Origin of the sequence: Micromonospora sp. NPDC049204 (assembly GCF_040647935.1) — a bacterium.
In the GTDB taxonomy this organism is placed as follows: Bacteria; Actinomycetota; Actinomycetes; order Mycobacteriales; family Micromonosporaceae; genus Micromonospora.
Map to the genome: position 1 here is coordinate 414,992 of NZ_JBEZDC010000003.1, position 17,664 is coordinate 432,655.

At 71.9% G+C, this 17,664-nt stretch carries 15 protein-coding genes; 8 read left to right on the plus strand and 7 right to left on the minus strand.

Annotated elements, in window-relative coordinates:
* Positions 1-7: 7 nt before the first annotated feature.
* The 4 genes from AB0A90_RS08025 to AB0A90_RS08040 form a co-directional block, all read right to left on the minus strand.
* On the minus strand, positions 8-979 hold the full coding sequence (locus AB0A90_RS08025) for a serine/threonine protein kinase (RefSeq protein WP_357243506.1): 972 nt from the start codon (positions 977-979) through the stop codon (positions 8-10).
* Positions 976-1,728: an NUDIX domain-containing protein gene (locus AB0A90_RS08030; RefSeq protein WP_357243509.1), complete on the minus strand. Its 753-nt coding sequence runs from the start codon at positions 1,726-1,728 to the stop codon at positions 976-978. Before AB0A90_RS08030 ends, AB0A90_RS08025 begins: the two co-directional genes overlap by 4 nt.
* Before the next feature lie 79 nt (positions 1,729-1,807).
* Positions 1,808-2,629, minus strand: a complete 822-nt coding sequence (locus tag AB0A90_RS08035) for a MaoC/PaaZ C-terminal domain-containing protein (RefSeq protein ID WP_357244085.1) — start codon at positions 2,627-2,629, stop codon at positions 1,808-1,810.
* Positions 2,630-2,769: 140 nt separating this feature from the next.
* Positions 2,770-4,128: a 3-oxoacyl-ACP reductase gene (locus AB0A90_RS08040; protein WP_357243512.1), complete on the minus strand. Its 1,359-nt coding sequence runs from the start codon at positions 4,126-4,128 to the stop codon at positions 2,770-2,772.
* 55 nt (positions 4,129-4,183) lie between these two features.
* On the opposite strand from AB0A90_RS08040, the gene AB0A90_RS08045 reads away from it, so the two are divergent.
* Together AB0A90_RS08045 and purB are read left to right on the plus strand one after the other, a co-directional pair.
* A complete protein-coding gene (locus AB0A90_RS08045; protein WP_357243515.1) occupies positions 4,184-5,476 on the plus strand; it encodes an acetyl-CoA C-acetyltransferase in 1,293 nt (430 codons plus the stop codon).
* Between the two features lie 66 nt (positions 5,477-5,542).
* Positions 5,543-6,967 carry an adenylosuccinate lyase gene (gene purB / locus AB0A90_RS08050; RefSeq protein WP_357243518.1) on the plus strand — a complete coding sequence of 475 codons (1,425 nt, stop codon included), beginning with the start codon at positions 5,543-5,545 and terminating at the stop codon, positions 6,965-6,967.
* A gap of 186 nt (positions 6,968-7,153) precedes the next feature.
* On the opposite strand, the gene AB0A90_RS08055 is transcribed toward purB, so the two are convergent.
* A complete protein-coding gene (locus AB0A90_RS08055) occupies positions 7,154-7,717 on the minus strand; it encodes a YbjQ family protein (protein ID WP_357243521.1) in 564 nt (187 codons plus the stop codon).
* A 24-nt stretch (positions 7,718-7,741) separates the two neighbouring features.
* Positions 7,742-8,425 (minus strand): trypsin-like serine protease, encoded by a 684-nt coding sequence (locus AB0A90_RS08060; RefSeq protein WP_357243524.1) that lies wholly within the window; start codon positions 8,423-8,425, stop codon positions 7,742-7,744.
* Between the two features lie 354 nt (positions 8,426-8,779).
* On the opposite strand from AB0A90_RS08060, the gene purS reads away from it, so the two are divergent.
* The 4 genes from purS (at position 8,780) to AB0A90_RS08080 (ending at position 13,208) form a co-directional block, all read left to right on the plus strand.
* A complete protein-coding gene (purS, locus tag AB0A90_RS08065) occupies positions 8,780-9,043 on the plus strand; it encodes a phosphoribosylformylglycinamidine synthase subunit PurS (RefSeq protein ID WP_357243527.1) in 264 nt (87 codons plus the stop codon).
* Entirely contained in the window at positions 9,040-9,723 is a 684-nt protein-coding gene (gene purQ / locus AB0A90_RS08070; protein ID WP_357243530.1) for a phosphoribosylformylglycinamidine synthase subunit PurQ, read from the plus strand. Before purS ends, purQ begins: the two co-directional genes overlap by 4 nt.
* Before the next feature lie 67 nt (positions 9,724-9,790).
* A complete protein-coding gene (gene purL / locus AB0A90_RS08075; protein ID WP_357243533.1) occupies positions 9,791-12,448 on the plus strand; it encodes a phosphoribosylformylglycinamidine synthase subunit PurL in 2,658 nt (885 codons plus the stop codon).
* 4 nt (positions 12,449-12,452) lie between these two features.
* On the plus strand, positions 12,453-13,208 hold the full coding sequence (locus AB0A90_RS08080; RefSeq protein WP_357244089.1) for a 2-phosphosulfolactate phosphatase: 756 nt from the start codon (positions 12,453-12,455) through the stop codon (positions 13,206-13,208).
* 147 nt (positions 13,209-13,355) lie between these two features.
* Here the strand turns inward: AB0A90_RS08080 and AB0A90_RS08085 are convergent, their stop codons facing one another.
* On the minus strand, positions 13,356-15,392 hold the full coding sequence (locus tag AB0A90_RS08085; RefSeq protein WP_357243536.1) for a hypothetical protein: 2,037 nt from the start codon (positions 15,390-15,392) through the stop codon (positions 13,356-13,358).
* Positions 15,393-15,553: 161 nt separating this feature from the next.
* On the opposite strand from AB0A90_RS08085, the gene AB0A90_RS08090 reads away from it, so the two are divergent.
* Entirely contained in the window at positions 15,554-15,907 is a 354-nt protein-coding gene (locus AB0A90_RS08090; RefSeq protein ID WP_357243539.1) for a sterol carrier family protein, read from the plus strand.
* A 166-nt stretch (positions 15,908-16,073) separates the two neighbouring features.
* Positions 16,074-17,612: an amidophosphoribosyltransferase gene (purF, locus tag AB0A90_RS08095; RefSeq protein ID WP_357243542.1), complete on the plus strand. Its 1,539-nt coding sequence runs from the start codon at positions 16,074-16,076 to the stop codon at positions 17,610-17,612.
* Positions 17,613-17,664: the final 52 nt, after the last annotated feature.

Consider the following 17,664-nt stretch of genomic DNA (forward strand, 5'->3'; position numbering starts at 1 on the left):
CAGCTCCTTAGGGGGTGAGGGTGAAGGGTCGGAAGGTGCGTGGCCCGTAGAGCCGGTCCAGCACCTGGTCGAGTTCGCGCAGCAGCCGCCAGGCGTCGTCGGGCCGGGCGTCCAGGGACCGCTGCCGACAGCCCCGCGCGAAGGCGTGCAGCTCGCGGGGCGCACGCGACCCCATCAGCCAGCTCATGCAGCGGCTGGCCATCGCGATGTCGGTGCCCGGTCCGGCGGGCCGCTTGCAGGGGACCTCCTCCGGATACCAGTCCTCCTGGCCGGGCACGAGCGCCGGGATGGTGGTGCCGGTGGGGGCGGAGAAACACCAGTCGACAAGCACGACGCCGTGGCCGTCCGGCTCGATCAGCACGTGTCGGGGCAGGACCGCGCCGTGCACCACGCCCGCCCGGTGGGCCAGGCCGAGCACCACCAGCAGCCGCCGCCACATCCAGGCCGCGTCCCGGGCGTCCAACCCGTCGGGGTACGCGCGCCGCACCTCGTCCAGGTCGTGCAGCCCGGGTGCGGTGGCGATGACGTTGATCCGTCGTTCGGCGCCGGACGCGGTGTCGCGGTGCGGAAACTCGTCGACGAGCCGGGGCACGTACGGCAGGTAGCGCGGGTCGCCGCGCTCGGCGATGGTGCGCAGGGCGTGTGCCTCGCGGGCCAGCAGGTCGTTGTCGGTGGGCCGTCGGGGGAGCTTGAGCAGACGGTCGGCACCGACGTCGAAGAGGTCGGCCAGGTCACCGGAGTGGGCCGGCGCGCCGAGCCGGTAGTCGCCGAGGACGGTGACCTGCCGGGCCTGCCACCGGGTGGTGACGTGGACGAACGCGTCGAGGGCCTCGGCGCGTACCGCGGGGTCGGCCGGCAGGCGGTCGGGGTGCAGGGCCGCGACCAGCTCGCGGTAACGCCGGGCCGGCTGGTCCGTGCCGAACAGGTCGGCGTCGGTGTGGGCCGCCGCGACCAGGCCGATGGCCGCCGCCGTCCTCATCGCACCGTCTCCTCGCGGGCGGGGCGCAGCAGCGCCGGGTGCAGCAGGCGGGCGTCGCCGGCCCGGTAGAGGCGGGCGCGGGGGCCGCCGCGGGAGCCGCCGCGTTCGGTGCTGGCGCCGGTGCTCTCCACGAAGCCGGGCACGGAGAGCACCTTGCGGTGGAAGTTGCCGGCGTGCAGCGGGTGACCCCAGACCGTCTCGTAGACCGTGCGTAGCTCGCTGATCGTGAACTCGGCGTCGAGGAAGCGCGTGGCGAGCGGGGTGTATTCCAGCTTGGACCGGGCACGCTCCAGCCCGTCGTCGATGATCCGGCCGTGGTCGAAGGCGAGCTGTCGGCTGGTCAACGCGGTGACCGGCAGCCAGATCGCGGCGTCGGCGTCGGTGCCGGCGGCCGGATCCGGCAGGTCGGGGGCGAACGCGAGGTGCGCGATCGAGACGACACGCATCCGCGGGTCGCGGTCGGGGGTGCCATAGCTGCCCAACTGCTCCAGGTGTACGCGGCGCAGCCGGTCGCCGCCGAGCCCGGTCTCCTCGGCCAACTCCCGTCGGGCGCCGGCGGCCAGGTCCTCGTCGGGTTGGACGAAGCCGCCGGGCAGCGCCCAGTGCCCCGCGAAGGGCTGCTGACCGCGCTGGATCAGCAGCAGGTGCAGCGCACCGTCGCGGATGGTCAGCGCCACCACGTCGACGGTCACCGCGACCGACGGGTAGGCCCGTGGGTCGTACGCGGCCAGGAACTCCTGCTCGTTCATCGCGTCTCTCTCAGGTTGAGAACATCTCGCTCTGAGAATAACTTAACGTACGAGGGCACCCCTGCCAACCCGGAAATCGTCAGCGCACGAAACCCGCCAGGTGCGGACGCCCGCGCGAGTCGTGCAGGGCGAACCCGCCGTCCGGCAACAGGGTGAAGTTCACCGTGCTCGGCAGCGACACGGGCGCCTTGAAGGCGACCTCGACGGTGTAGGCGTCCGGCAGCCGGTTCTCCAGGGCGGCCAGACAGCGGGCCTTGCTCCACATGCCGTGCGCGATCGGCCGGCGGAAGCCGAACAGCCGCGCGCCCAGGAGCGAGGTGTGGATCGGATTGTGGTCCCCGGAGACCCGCGCGTACGTCGTGCCGACCCGGGGATCCACCCGCCAACGGGCCGTGGCGGCCGGTGCGTCGGGACGCCTACCGCGGTCGCCCCCGCCGCCGGGCTTGCGTTCTCGACCCAGGTACGTCGAGACACCCTCCCAGACCGTCTCGCCGTCGACCGATCCCACCAGCACCACGTCCACCTGCCGTCCCCGGGCGTGCGGGCGCAGGTTCTCCGCGTACGTCGTGAAGTCGAGGGTCTCGTCGGCGCTGATCGGGCGGCGCACGGTGATCCGGTTGCCCACGTGCACCAGGCCGATCAGTGGAATGGGGAACTCCGGCATGGTCATCAGCCGCAGACTCAGCGGGAACCCCAGGACGTGCGGAAAGGTGCCGGGCAGACGGTCGGCGAGCCGGAACCCACAGACCCGGTCGTAGTCGGCCAGCTGTGCCCGGTCGACGGTCACGCCGCGCACGGCCAGCTCGACGGCCGGCAGGTCGGGACCACGTCGCCGCCCGCCACCGAGACCCGGTAGCGCGCCGAGCACCGCCCGCCGGTGCAGCGCCCCGGCCGCCGGCATCCGAGCCAGTTCGACAGGGGTACGACCGCCGGACTCCGGCCGGAGCGCCGCGGCCCGCGTCTCCGCCGACAGCGTCTCCGTCGGGCCGTCGATCAACTCGTGCAGGGAGAGGTCGTCGTCCGGCTCCTTCCGGCGGCCCATCACGCCCCCAGCAGGCTCTGGCCGCAGACCCGGACCACGTTGCCGCTGACCGCACCGCTGGCCGGCCAGGCGAGCCAGCCGATCGTCTCGGCCACGTCCACCGGCAATCCGCCCTGGGCCAGGCTGTTCATGCGTCGGCCCGCCTCGCGGACCACGAGCGGGATGCGCGCGGTCAGCCGGGTCTCGATGAAGCCCGGGGCCACCGCGTTGACGCTGATCCCCCGCGCGCGCAGGGCCGGGGCGAGCGAGTCGACCAACCCGATCACGCCGGCCTTGCTCGTCGCGTAGTTGGTCTGCCCCCGGTTGCCGGCGATCCCGGCGATCGACGAGACCGCGACGATCCGCCCGCCGGCCGGAATCAGCCCCCGCTCCAGCAGCACGTCGTTGATCCGCTCCTGGCTGGAGAGGTTGACGTCGATGACCTGGTCCCACCGGTCAGCGTCCATCCGGCCGAGCGTCTTGTCCCGGGTGATGCCGGCGTTGTGCACCACCACGTCGACCCGGCCGTGCCTGCTGGCCAGGTGGTCGGCGAGCCGGGTCGGCGCGTCCGGCGCGGTCAGGTCGAGCTGCACGGCCGTACCGCCGATGTCGTTCGCCACCGTGGCGAGGGCGTCCCCGGCGGCCGGGATGTCCAGCGCCACGACCTGCGCGCCGTCGCGGGCGAGCACCGTCGCGAGCGCCGCACCGATGCCCCGGGCCGCGCCGGTGACGAGCACGACCTGGCCGTCCAGCGGGCGGTCCCAGTCCGCCGGGGCGCTCGCCGCGCCGACGCCGACCCGGATGACCTGGCCCGAGACGTACGCGGACCGGCCGGACAGCAGGAACCGGACTGTCGATTCGAGGCTGGTGAGTGTGCCGGCGTCGTCACCGGCGCGGGTGACGGCGACGAGCTGCGCGGTGGTGCCCCGGCCGAACTCCTTGCCGATGCTGCGGACCAGCCCCTCCAGGGCGCGCTGGGCGGTCGCCTCGCGGGGCGTCGCGCACTCCTGCGGCGGGGTGCCGAGCACGATCACCCGACCGCTGGGCAGCAACGTCCGGGCCTGCGGGTGGAAGAAGTCGTAGAGCTGGCGGAGCTGGGCGGAGTCGGTGATCCCGGTGGCGTCGTACACCAGGGCTCCGAAGCGGTCCTCTGTCGCGGCGGTGGTGGTGTCGCGCAGCTCGACCCCGGCGGTGGTCAGGATCTTGGCGAGCGGCTCGGCGAGCCGGCCGCCGGTGGCCGCGCCGAGCAGGGCCGGCCCGGCCAGCAGCGGGTCGCCGGGGTGGTGCCGGCGCAGTCGGGGCGGGTCGGGCAGCCCGAGGCGCTTGACCAGCGCGCGGCCGGCGGCCGATTGGACGAAGCTCGCGTACCTGTCGGTCATGGGCGTAGCCTACTGGCGAGTAGGGTTCGAGCAACACAGGTCGAGGAGGCGGATCGTGCAAAGCATCCGGCGGGTCGCGGTCATCGGGGGCAACCGCATCCCCTTCGCCCGATCCAACTCCCGCTACGCCGACGCGTCCAACTCGGACCTGCTCGGTGCCGCGCTGGACGGCCTGATCGCCAGGTACGGGCTGGCCGGGCAGCGCGTCGGCGAGGTGGTGACCGGCGCGGTGCTCAAACACTCCCGCGACTTCAACCTCACCCGCGAGGTGGTCCTCGGTTCCCGGCTCGACCCGCACACCCCGGCGTACGACATCCAGCAGGCCTGCGGCACCGGCCTGGAGGCGGCGATCCTGGTCGCCAACAAGATCGCCCTCGGCCAACTCGACGTGGGCATCGCCGGCGGCGTCGACACCACCTCCGACGCCCCGCTCGCGGTCAACGAGGAGATGCGCCGCACCCTGCTCAAACTCAACTCCGCCCGCACCCTGGGCGAACGACTCAAGGTCGCGGCGAAGCTGCGGCCACTCCAGCCGTTCAAACCGGAGATCCCGCGCAACGCCGAACCGCGCACCGGCCTGTCCATGGGCGACCACGCCGCCCGCACCGCCCTGCGCTGGCAGATCGACAGGCGATCCCAGGACGAGCTGGCGCTGCGCTCACACCAACGGCTGGCCGCCGCGTACGACCGGAACTTCTTCGACGACCTGATGACGCCGTACCTGGGGCTGACCCGCGATGCGAATCTTCGCCCCGACACCAGCCTGGAGAAGCTCGGTTCGCTGAAGCCGGCCTTCGGCACCCGCGGCCCGGACGCCGAGCACGCCACCATGACCGCCGGCAACTCGTCGCCGCTCACCGACGGCGCCTCCACCGTGCTACTGGCCAGCGAGGAGTGGGCGGCCGCGCACAACCTGCCGGTGCTGGCCTGGTTCAGCTGGTCGGAGACGGCAGCCGTCGACTTCGTGCACGGCGACGAGGGGCTGCTGATGGCCCCCGCCTACGCGGTGCCCCGGATGCTGGCCCGCGCCGGGCTGACGTTGCAGGACTTCGACTACTACGAGATCCACGAGGCGTTCGCCTCGCAGGTGCTGGCCACCCTCGCCGCCTGGGAGTCGCCGGAGTTCTGCAAGGACCGCCTCGGCCTGGACGCGCCGCTGGGCGCGATCGACACCGACCGGCTCAACGTCAACGGCTCGTCGCTGGCCGCCGGGCACCCGTTCGCCGCCACCGGCGGGCGGATCGTGGCGACCCTGGCCAAGCTGCTTGCCGAGAAGGGCAGCGGACGCGGGCTGATCTCCATCTGCGCGGCCGGTGGCCAGGGTGTGACCGCGATCCTGGAACGCTGAGCGCAGCAGCCCGGACAGCCCGGCCCGGTCCAGGCGCCGGTCGGCGGGTGCGGGACAATGAGGTACGTGACGACGATCCCCAACGTGCTGGCCAACCGGTACGCCTCGCCCGAACTGGTCGCCCTCTGGTCTCCGGAGGAGAAGGTCCGGATGGAGCGGCGGCTCTGGCTCGCCGTGCTCCGCGCTCAGCGCGACCTGGGTGTGGCCGTGCCGGACGGCGTGGTCGAGGCGTACGAGCGGGTGCTCGACCAGGTCGACCTCGCCTCGATCGCCGAGCGGGAGCGGGTCACCCGGCACGACGTGAAGGCCCGGATCGAGGAGTTCAGCGCGCTCGCCGGGCACGAGCACGTGCACAAGGGGATGACCTCACGGGACCTCACCGAGAACGTCGAGCAGCTTCAGGTGCGTGCCTCGCTGGAGCTGATCCGGGACCGGGTGGTGGCCGCCCTCGCCCGGTTGGCGTGGCTGGCGTACGAGCACTCCGAGCTGGTCATGACCGGCCGTTCGCACAACGTGGCGGCGCAGGCCACCACGCTGGGCAAGCGCTTCGCGTCGGCGGCGGAGGAGCTGCTCATCGCGTACGAGCGGTTGGAGGACCTGATCGCCCGCTATCCGCTGCGGGGGATCAAGGGACCGGTCGGTACGGCCGCCGACCAGCTTGACCTCTTCGACGGCGACGCCGACAAGGTGGCCGAGTTGGAACGGCGGGTCGCCGAGCACCTGGGCTTCTCCCGGGTGCTGGACAGCGTCGGGCAGGTCTACCCGCGTTCGCTCGACTTCGACGTGCTGGCCGCGCTGGCGCAGACCGCCGCCGCGCCGTCGTCGCTGGCCACCACGATCCGGTTGATGGTCGGCCAGGAGTTGGCCACCGAGGGCTTCAAGCCGGGTCAGGTCGGTTCCAGCGCGATGCCGCACAAGATGAACACCCGCTCGTCGGAGCGGGTTAACGGCTTCGCGGTGATCATCCGGGGTTACCTGTCGATGGTCGGCGAGCTGGCCGGTGACCAGTGGAACGAGGGGGACGTGTCCTGCTCGGTGGTCCGCCGGGTGGCCCTGCCGGACGCGTTCTTCGCCGCCGACGGGTTGTTCCAGACGTTCCTCACCGTGCTCGACGAGTTCGGCGCGTACCCGGCGGTGATCAACCGGGAGTTGGAGCGGTTCCTGCCGTTCCTCGCCACCACGAAGATCCTGGTGGCGGCGGTCCGGCGGGGTGTCGGCCGGGAGGTCGCCCACGAGGTGATCAAGGAGCACTCGGTCGCGGTGGCCCTGGCCATGCGCGAACAGGGCTCGCCGGAGAACGACCTGTTCGACAGGTTGGCGGCCGACGGCCGGCTCGGCCTGTCCCGCACCGACATCGACGCCCTGGTCGCGGACCGATCCGCCTTCGTCGGCGCCGCCGCCGCCCAGGTCGAAGCGATCACCCGTCGAATCACCAAGGTAGTCCAAACTCACCCAAACGCCGCAACCTACGCCCCACCCCCCATCCTCTAACCCCCACCCCGCCCAGCCACCACCCCACCCCACCCGCCCCCCACCCCCGCCCCGCCTCGGTGATCAAGAGGTTTACGTCAACTTTGATCTCCTACCTGACGCAAACCTCTTGATCACCGGACGGGATGCGGGTGGGTGGGGGCGGGGTGGGGTTCGGGCGGGGTGGGGTGGGTGGGGTGGGGTGGGTTAGTCGCCGGTTGCGGTTTCTGCTGCCGATCTCAGGTTGGGGGCGCTTGCCGGTTCGGCGATGCCACCTGGCGATTCCGTGAAGCCCGCGACCTCCGCGGTCTCCGCGGCGACCGCCGGCTGGTCGGCCGGCATGACCTCGGGCATCTTGGGTACGGCGACCACCGCCGTTCCGTACGCGCAGATCTCCATCCACATCTCGCCGCAGTCGCGGCTGTCGAAGCGCATGCCGATCACCGCGTTCGCGCCGAGCCGCAGGGCCTCCTCGCCGAGCCGGGACACCGAGTCGGTGCGCCACCGGGTCAGGTTGTCCGGGGCCATCGGGTCGTACGCGCCGCCGCGCAGGTTCTTGACCCCCTCGCGGTACGGGTTGCGTGTCCTGGCCATCGAGGACACGACCTCGCCCAGAATCTGGCGGATCTCATAGCCGGGCAGTTGCTCCGTCGTCACGACCAGCACGGTTCCGATGCTGTCAGGAGTGGCCTGACCCGATCGGGCGCATTGTTCACCTGATCGGATGCTGCAAAACAGCGCGGCGCGGACGGCCGACACGGGGCCGACCATCCGCGCCGCGTGTGGCGTTAACCGTCAGACACCGGCCACCGAGGTGATCCAGGCCCGGTTGTACGCAACGCTGCCGTAATTCTGGATGCTGTAGCCGTCGGCGGTGGAGGCGACGCCGACCTGCTGGCCGTTGTAGAACTGGGGGCCGCCGGAGTCGCCCCGCCAGGCGTTACCGCTGATCTCCGTGCTGCGGATCGCCTGCCCGCCGTACGCGTCGGTGACGCTGTTGCTGGTCACCCGCACGGTGGCGGTCTTGAGCTGGCTGGACGCGGAGCAGCCGCTGTAGCAGGTCATGCCCCACCCGTAGATCGAGTTGGTCGAGTTGATGGGCGGGTTGCTGCTGGCCAGGGTGACCGTCGACGTGCTGACTGTGCTGGAGAGCCGCATGAGGGCGAGGTCGTTGCGGGTGTAGGTGGCGCTCACCGTACGGGTGACTCCGCCCGAGGCGCGGTAGACGCTGCCAACCCGCACCGACATGGTGCCGCTGATGCAGTGGCGGGCGGTGAGCACCCACTGCGCGGCGATGACGCTGCCGGAGCAGGTGAACGAGCCGTTGCTCAGCACCGCGGCGGCCCAGGGCGCGGACGCGACGGTGTTGCCGCCGATGATGGGTTGCGGGCCGGGCGGGGCGGCGGACGCGCCGGAGGCGGCGCCGAGGGCACCGACCAGCGCGGTGCTGAGGACGGCGAGCAGGGGGCGGATGCGCATCGGGTGGACTCCTTGGACGGGCGGACCCGGGGTCGCCGGGTGCGGGAGGGCGACAGCGGGGGTTCCCACCAATGCTTACATCGACTTACATCGATGCACGATAAGCCTCGGGGCTGCCGTTATCAAGATTTTGATCGGGATTGATCAATGTAACGATTCGGCTACCGAAAGCGCCGTATATGTCCTGGTGGGGCCACCTGTCGCGCTCCCTGGGTCATCCTGAGCGTCGGTAATGTCGATCACTGCCTGAACTGCACCCGGCCGGTGCGCCCGTGGCGATATCTGCCAGGTACGCTGGCTGCGCTCGCCCGTTGTGGGTCGGCACCCAACTGCGTACACAGTCAGGAGTGCCCAGTGCCTCGCGTCGTCGTCGACGTCATGCTCAAGCCCGAGATCCTCGATCCGCAGGGCCAGGCCGTCGCAAACGCGCTGCCCCGGCTCGGCGTCGGTGACGTCGCCTCGGTTCGGATCGGCAGGCGGATCGAGATCGAGTTCACAGGTGAACCGGACCTGGACCGCGCTCGGGAGATTGCCGACAAGTTGCTTGCCAACCCGGTGATCGAAGACTTCACCATCCGCCTGGTCGAGGCCGACGAGACCGCGGGCGCCCGCTCGTGACCGCCCGGGTCGGTGTCGTCACCTTCCCCGGCTCGCTCGACGACGGGGACGCGGCCCGGGCCGTCCGGATCGCCGGTGCCGAGCCGGTCCGGCTCTGGCACGGTGACCCGGGTCTGTACGGGGTGGACGCGGTGGTGCTGCCCGGCGGCTTCTCCTACGGCGACTACCTGCGCTGCGGCGCCATCGCCCGGTTCGCCCCGGTGATGGAGACGATCGTGGACGCCGCCCAGGGCGGTCTGCCGGTGCTCGGCATCTGCAACGGCTTCCAGATCCTGTGCGAGGCGCACCTGCTGCCCGGCGCGCTCACCCGCAACCAGCACCTGCACTTCCGCAACCGGGACCAGGTCCTGCGCATCGAGTCGGCCGGCACCGCGTGGACCAACGCGTTCCAGCCCGGCCAGGAGGTGCTCATCCCGGTCAAGAACGGCGAGGGCTGCTACGTCGCGGACACCGCGACGCTGGACCAGCTCGAAGCCGAGGGCCGGGTGGTCGCCCGGTACGTCGGCGGCAACCCCAACGGGTCGCAGCGCGACATCGCCGCGATCACCAACGCCGCGGGCAACGTGGTCGGCATCATGCCGCACCCCGAGCACGCGGTGGAGGCGCTCACCGGTCCTTCGCTGGACGGCCTCGGCTTCTTCACGTCGGCCCTCAAGCACCTGGTGGGGACGCCGGCATGACCGGCGACACGATCATCGGTCTGCTCAACCGTCGGTCTGGCGGGCACGAGCGCAGCGAGGAGAGGTCATGACCACCCATCCGGACCCGGTACGCGACACGCCCGAGGCGTACTCCGCCCCGGCGCAGTCGGCCGAGCCGAGCGCGGCGCAGCCCGCCGCTCCGGCCCCGCTGGACACCGCCGTGTGGACCGAGGGCGTGGACACCGTGCCGCGCGCCGGTGGCACCCCGGGCGAGCTCCAGCCGTACACCGAGCTTGGTCTGCGCGACGACGAGTACGACCGGATCCGGCAGATCCTCGGCCGCCGGCCCACGCAGTCCGAGCTGGCGATGTACTCGATCATGTGGAGCGAGCACTGCTCCTACAAGTCAAGCAAGGTGCACCTGCGCCAGTTCGGCGAGCAGGCCGTGCACAGCGACCGGCTGCTCGCCGGCATCGGTGAGAACGCCGGTGTCGTGCAGGTCTCCGACGAGCTGGCGGTGACCTTCAAGGTCGAGTCGCACAACCACCCGAGCTTCGTCGAGCCGTACCAGGGTGCGGCGACCGGCGTCGGCGGCATCGTCCGGGACATCCTCGCCATGGGCGCCCGCCCGGTCGCGGTGATGGACCCGCTGCGCTTCGGTGCCGCGGACCACCCGGACACCGCCCGGGTGCTCACCGGCGTGGTCGCCGGTGTCGGCGGCTACGGCAACTGCCTCGGCCTGCCCAACATCGGTGGCGAGTTGGTCTTCGACCCCTCCTACCAGGGCAACCCCCTGCTCAACGCGCTGTGCCTGGGTGTGCTGCCGGTCAACCGGTTGCAGAACAAGGCTGCCGCCGGCCCGGGCAACGTTGTCGTCCTGATGGGCGCCAAGACCGGCCGGGACGGCATCGGCGGCGTCTCGGTGCTGGCCAGCGCCACCTTCGACGAGGGCAGCGAGGCACGCCGGCCGGCCGTGCAGGTCGGTGACCCGTTCACCGAGAAGCTGCTGATCGAGGCGTGCCTCGAGCTGTACGACGGCCAACTGGTCGTCGGCATCCAGGACCTCGGCGGTGCCGGGCTGACCTGCGCGCTCACCGAGACCGCCGCCGCTGCCGGCACCGGCATGCGGGTCTGGCTGGAGCGGGTGCCGCTGCGCGAGCCCTCGATGGACCCGCACGAGATCCTCGCCAGCGAGTCGCAGGAGCGGATGCTGCTGGTCGTCGAGCCGGACAAGCTGGACGCGGTGCTCAAGACCTGCGAGAAGTGGGGCGTGCTCGCCACCGCGATCGGTGAGGTCACCGCACCGGAGCCGGACGGCCGCCCCGGTCGACTGCTGATCACCTGGCAGGACCACCTGGTCGTCGACGTGCCACCGGGATCGCTTGTCGACGACGGTCCGGTCTACGCCCGGCCGATGCGTGAGCCGGCCGACCTGATCCTGCTCCAGGCCGACCGGGCCGAGACGCTGCCCCGCCCGGCCGACCCGGAGGCGCTGCGGGAGACCCTGCTGCGCATGATCGCGTCGCCGAACCTGGCCGACAAGACCTGGGTCACCGAGCAGTACGACCGCTACGTGCTGGGCAACACCGTGCTCGCCCAGCCGGAGGACGGCGGGGTGATCCGGATCGACGAGCGGACCGGACTCGGCGTGGCGCTGTCGGTGGACGGCAACGGCCGGTACGCGAGGCTCGACCCGTACCACGGCACCAAGCTGGCGCTGGCCGAGGCGTACCGGAACGTGGCGGTGACCGGCGCGAAGCCGATCGCCGTGACCAACTGCCTCAACTTCGGCTCCCCGGAGGACCCGGGCGTGATGTGGCAGTTCGCCGAGGCCGTGCGCGGCCTCGCGGACGGCTGCCTGGAGCTGGGCATCCCGGTGACCGGCGGCAACGTCAGCTTCTACAACCAGACCGGCGCGGCGGCCATCCACCCGACCCCCGTGGTCGGTGTGCTGGGTGTGCTGGACAACGTCGCCGACCGGGTGCCGATGGGCTTCGTCCCGCGGCCCGGTGGCGACCACGACCAGCTCTACCTGCTCGGCGAGACGAACGTGGAGCTGTCCGGCTCGGAGTGGGCCTGGGTGACGCACGAGCACCTCGGCGGCATCCCGCCGCAGGTCGACCTTCTCCGGGAGAAGGCGCTGGCCGACCTGCTGGCCGAGGCCGCCCGGGTGGGTCACCTGGCCTCCGCGCACGACCTCTCCGACGGCGGCCTCGCCCAGAGCCTGGTCGAGTCCTGCCTGCGCCGCGGCGTCGGTGCCCGCATCGCGGTGCCGGAGCAGTTCGCCGAGGGCTCGATGCCGTTCGTCTACCTGTTCAGCGAGTCCGCCACGCGGGCGCTGGTGTCGGTGCCGCGCGGCCACGACAAGGCGTTCGCGGCGCTCTGCGCCGAGCGGGGGGTGCCGTTCGAGCTGATCGGTGTCACCGACCCGACCGGCGGCGCCCTTGAGGTGCACGGCCAGTTCCGGATCGAGCTGGACGAGCTGCGCCGGGCGCACACCGAGACGTTGCCGCGCCTCTTCGGGGGTTCGGCGGCCGTCGAGGTGCCCGCGCCGGCCACCGGCGTGGCGGGCGCGGTCGAGGCCGTCCCACTGCCGGTCGCCCCGGCGGAGCGGATCGACCCGGCTGAGGTGCTCTCCGAGCCGATCGCCTCTTCGGGGCCGTCCCCGGAGACCGGCGCTGTCGAGCCGATCGGTCCGGCACAGCCTGGCCGGTCGTCCGAGTCTGACACCGGTGTCACCGAACCGTCGCCTGACGAGCGCTGAGGCGTTGGCGGCCGCTGTCTACGGCCAACCCGGCTCCGGTGCCCGGTTCGACTGGGGGCTGACCGGGGCGGCCGAGCTCGGCCGGGTCTGCGCGGCGCTGGTGGTGGTGGACGTGCTGTCGTTCACCACCGCCGTGGAGGTGGCGGTCGCCCGGGGCATGCGGGTGCACCCGTTCCCCTGGGGTGAGCAGGCCGCCGAGTACGCGGTGCGCGTCGGCGCGGTCGCGGCGGTGGGAAGACGGCAGGTGAGCGCGGAACACCCGTGGTCGCTCTCGCCCGCCGCGCTGAGCACCGCACCGGTGGTGGCGGATCTGGTGCTCCCCTCACCGAACGGCTCCGCGATCAGCGCCGCCGCCAGCGCCACCGGCCTGCCGGTGGTCGCGGCGTGCCTGCGTAACGCACCGGCCGTTGGGCGTTGGCTACGACGCCAGGGGTACGGCACCGTGGACGCTCCGATCGGCGTGATCGCCTCCGGGGAACGGTGGCCGGACGGGTCGCTGCGCCCGTCGGTGGAGGACCAACTCGGTGCCGCCTCGGTGCTCGACGCTCTCTCCGGCGTACCGGGCGGGCTGTCCGTGGAGGCCGCCATGGCACTCGCCGCGCTGGCGAGCACCCCGGATGTGCCAGCCGCCGTGCGGGGGAGCGTGTCCGGGCGGGAGTTGACCGAGGGCGGCTTCGCCGAGGACGTGAACGTCGCCGTCCGGATCGGCGTGTCGGACGTCGTGCCGGTGCTCAACCAGGGTGTCTTCGCCGCCGCCTGAGCGTGTACCTGAGTGATCACTCCGCGTGCAGGGAAGCCGCGGGGTCCAGGCAGGCGGGACACCACGACTTTCTTGACCACGAGTAGATCGTGAATGCGAAACGGCCACCCGGAGATCCGGGTGGCCGCTTCCGTGCGCTGTGTTCGGTCAGTCGTCCAGCCAGTCGAGACGTCGGCCACCCCGGTCGGTCGGGGGCGGGGTCTCCGGTCGGGGCCGCCCGGCGGTCGGTTGGCCGTAGCCGCCCTGCTCGTAGCCTCGGTCGTCGTAGCCGCCGCGCTGCTGCGGGGGCTCCTGGCCGTAGGTGCCGCCCTGGTCGTAGCCGCCGGCCGGTTGGCCGTAGCCGCCCTGCTCGTAGCCTCGGTCGTCGTAGCCGCCGCGCTGCTGCGGGGGCTCCTGGCCGTAGCTGCCGCCCTGGTCGTAGCCGCCGGCCGGTTGGCCGTAGCCGCCCGGCTCGTACCCGCCGGCCTGCTGGCCGCCGTACCTTCCGGTCGGCTCGGCGGCCCGACCGCCGCCGTACGGAGCCGGATCGGGCTGGCCGTACCCCTGCCCCTGCTCCGGCTGGTAGACGCCCGTGGCATACGGGTCGGCCGGTGCCGGGTACTGGGTGCTGTCGCCGGTGTACCGGCCGGTGGGCTCGTCGTACCGCTCGCCGTAGGCCGCTCCGCCTGCGGGAGCGGGCGAGTAGGCGGCGGTCCCCCCGGGCTGGGCCGGGTAGTCGCGACTGCCGTAGCCACCGCCGGAAGCCGGCGCGTTGCCGTAGCCGCCACCGGACGCGGGAGCATTGCCGTAGCCGCCACCGGAGGCGGGTGCGTTGCCGTAACCAGCACCAGAACCCGGTGCCGCACCGTAGCCGTCAGCGGGGCCATAGCCGCCCTCGGCACCTGCCGGGGAGCCGTAGCCGCCACCGGACGCGGGAGCGTTGCCGTAGCCGCCGGCCCCGTACCCGCCGGGCGCGGCCTCGTCGCCGTAGCCGGCGCCGCCCCACCCCTGCTGCCCCGCGCCGCCGTACGCCTGCGCCGGGGCGCCGTACGGGTCCGGTGGAACGTCGTCGACCACCGGGCGGTGCATCATCGTCGGTGCCTCGCTCAGCGCCGCACCGCCGACCATGGTCGGGTCCGCGCCGCCGACGGGCCGGCCGCCGGCCATCCGGGCCTGGTCGTCGGGGCCGCGGTAACCGCCCCGTGCCGGCGGCACCACAGCGCCGCCACCAGCCGCAGCCGGGGCGTCGTCGTCGCCGCCGTTCTCCTTGCGCTTCATCCAGAGCAGGACGATCGTTCCCACGCCGGCGGCCACCAGCAGACCACCGAGCAGAATGATCAGGTACGAGCCCGCGCCGTTGCCGCCTTCCTCGGTCTTCGAGGCGTTCGCCGGCGGGCCCGCGCTGGCGTCGTCGGCGGCCTGGTCGCCCGCGCCCTCGTCGGCCGGCTCCTCGGAGGGAGTGACCTCGGCGGTGGTGGACGGCGTGGGGGTGGGTGTCCCCTCGACCTTGATGGCGAGGCTGATCCGTTGCCCGGTGATGGCCTGTCCGGCAGAGGCGGTCAGTGTCTTGCGGGCCTGCACGTTGTCGAAGGTGGCACCCAGGTCGATCCGACCCGGCGCGATCGGCTTCTCCGTGGTGCCGGTGAAGCGGAAGTTGCCGCTACCGTCGCTCGTGGTGTCGAAGCGCTTGCCGGTGCTGTCCAGCAGCATGACCACCGCGTTCGGCACTGCCTTGCTGTCGGCCTGGACGACCACCTTGCCGGAGACCGACTGCACGGTCGGCGTCTGCGGCGGCGGCGGCGCGGCGGCCGCCTTGACGGTGACCCGGAGCGTGCGGGAACCACCGTCTCCCGACACCGTGATCTTCGCCGAGGCGCCGTTGGCCGCAGGCGCGTCGCCCGCTGCCGTCAGGGTCAGCGTCACTGGTTTCGGGTCGGCCGAGTCGAAGTTGATCGGCCCGCAGCCCCCGCAGGTGACGCCGTCGGGCAGGTCGGTGATGTCGATGTCCGCGGACTTCTCGTCCGGGTCCGGTCGGACGAGCACGTTGACGGTGCTGCTCTTGCCCGCGTCGATCGTGGCCGAGTTGTCAGCTGTGCTGATCTTGGCGGCCATTGCTGGTGTGGCGGGGACGGCGAGCAGAGCGCCGGCAACCAGCGCTACGACCACACCGGCCCGCTGCTTCCAGGCACGTCGGTGTGTTGACACGTCCACCGCCTTCCGGGCTGACTTCCCTCTGACCGGCGGGGCGCCGGGCCGGGGATCATCACGGTTCGAATACGCCGTCGGCAACTATGCCTTGTCCAACTGGATTGGCGCGACCCAGGGCCAACGTCAGGTGGCTGGCCTTCGGGTCGTATCGTCCCTTCGTGTCCTCTCCGCACAGTAAGTCCGCTGCCGTTGCGGCCGCGTTGTCGGCGCTCGATGAGGGGCGTACACCCGAACGGCCGGTGTTCCGGGAGGCGGTCCGGTCGTTGTTGGCCATCCTCGCGGAGCGCGCCCCCGGCCGATCGGTGGAGGTGCGCGTACCACCATACGGTGCGATCCAGTGCGTACCCGGCCCTCGACACACCAGGGGAAACCCGTCAAACGTGGTCGAGATGGCTGCGGACACGTGGTTGGAGTTGGCCACCGGGCGGATCGGATGGGCGGAGGCGGTCACCGAGGGTCGCGTCCAGATGAGCGGCGTCCGGGCGGACCTCTCGGCCTATCTTCCCCTCTGATCGTCTGATGTCCTACTCACCGTGACGCTCAGCATGGGAAACGTGACTATCTGTGCCGATGGCGATTCGCGTACACTGTCAGGCGATGAGAGTGGTCCCGGCAGACGAGTGTGGATCCGCCCGTGATCCCGCCCAGCCGGTCCAGACCAGCATGAGGGAGCGGTAGGTGCCCCGAGGCGACGGCCGGCTGAGCCACGACCTTGACCCCCAACGACCTGGCCCCCAAGACGCCTGTGGTGTCTTCGGCGTCTGGGCGCCCGGCGAAGAGGTCGCCAACCTGACCTATTTCGGCCTCTACGCCCTGCAACACCGCGGCCAGGAGGCGGCGGGCATCGCGGTGAGCGATGGCTCCGGCGTGGTGGTCTACAAGGACCTCGGCCTGGTGGCCCAGGTCTTCGACGAGCCCACCCTGGCGAGCCTGCGCGGCCACCTGGCCATCGGGCACGCCCGATACTCCACGACCGGCGCGTCCAACTGGGAGAACGCCCAGCCGACGATCCGGTCCACCACCTCCGGTACGACCATCGCGCTGGCCCACAACGGCAACCTGGTCAACACCGCCGAGTTGGAGAAGGAGGTCGCCGAGCGCGGCCTCGTCGCGGACGGTTCGACGAACGACACCTCCCTGGTGACGATGCTGCTCGCCGGCCGACCGGACCTGTCGGTCGAGGCGGCCGCCCTGGAGGTGCTGCCGCAGCTGCGCGGCGCGTTCAGCTTCGTCTTCATGGACGAGTCGACGCTCTACGCGGCCCGCGATCCGCACGGCGTCCGCCCGCTGGTGCTCGGCCGCCTGGAGCGCGGGTGGGTGGTGGCCAGCGAGACGGCCGCCCTGGACATCGTCGGTGCGAGTGTGGTCCGTGAGGTCGAGCCGGGCGAGCTGATCGCGATCGACGAGAACGGGCTGCGCTCCACCCGGTTCGCCGCGCCCGAGCCGAAGGGCTGCCTCTTCGAGTACGTCTACATCGCCCGTCCGGACGCCACGATCGCCGGGCGCAACGTCCACGCGGCCCGCGTGCAGATCGGTCGACAGTTGGCCAAGGAGCACCCGGTCGAGGCCGACCTGGTGATCCCGGTGCCGGAGTCCGGCACCCCGGCCGCGATCGGCTACGCGGAGGCGTCCGGCATCACCTACGGCGCCGGCCTCATGAAGAACCCGTACGTGGGTCGCACCTTCATCCAGCCGTCGCAGACCCTGCGTCAGCTCGGCATCCGCCTCAAGCTCAACCCGCTGCGGGAGAACGTCCGGGGCAAGCGCCTGGTGGTCGTGGATGACTCGATCGTCCGGGGTAACACCCAGCGCGCCATCGTCCGGATGCTGCGTGAGGCGGGGGCGCTGGAGGTGCACGTCCGGATCTCCTCCCCGCCCGTCAGTTGGCCGTGCTTCTACGGCATCGACTTCGCCACCCGGGCGGAGCTGCTGGCCAACGGGTTGGACAACGACGGCATCCGGCGCTCCATCGGCGCCGACACGCTGGGTTACGTTTCCCTTCCCGGCCTGATCGCCGCAACCGAGCAGCCGAAGACCCGGCTGTGTCGGGCATGTTTCGATGGGGAGTACCCGATCGAGTTGCCGGCCGGCAACCTGATCGGCAAGCACGTGCTCGAAGGGGTGGGTCGACGGGTCACGAACTCGGCGCCGGAAGCCCCGCACACAAACGGCTCGTCCGTCGCCACTCCGGGTGGCGTTACCGCAAACCGCCCGTAGCACCAACCGGCGCGGCCCGGCCACCGTCGGCGCGGCACCGAGAACCAAAGGG

Bases quoted from the DNA above. Each gene is read 5' to 3' on its own strand.
- AB0A90_RS08040 (WP_357243512.1), bottom strand. From the start codon at position 4,128: ATGACCGACAGGTACGCGAGCTTCGTCCAATCGGCCGCCGGCCGCGCG.
- AB0A90_RS08060 (WP_357243524.1), bottom strand. From the start codon at position 8,425: ATGCGCATCCGCCCCCTGCTCGCCGTCCTCAGCACCGCGCTGGTCGGT.
- AB0A90_RS08030 (WP_357243509.1), bottom strand. From the start codon at position 1,728: ATGAACGAGCAGGAGTTCCTGGCCGCGTACGACCCACGGGCCTACCCG.
- AB0A90_RS08025 (WP_357243506.1), bottom strand. From the start codon at position 979: ATGAGGACGGCGGCGGCCATCGGCCTGGTCGCGGCGGCCCACACCGAC.
- purL (WP_357243533.1), top strand. From the start codon at position 9,791: ATGACCACCCATCCGGACCCGGTACGCGACACGCCCGAGGCGTACTCC.
- AB0A90_RS08055 (WP_357243521.1), bottom strand. From the start codon at position 7,717: ATGGTCGGCCCCGTGTCGGCCGTCCGCGCCGCGCTGTTTTGCAGCATC.
- AB0A90_RS08035 (WP_357244085.1), bottom strand. From the start codon at position 2,629: ATGCCGGCGGCCGGGGCGCTGCACCGGCGGGCGGTGCTCGGCGCGCTA.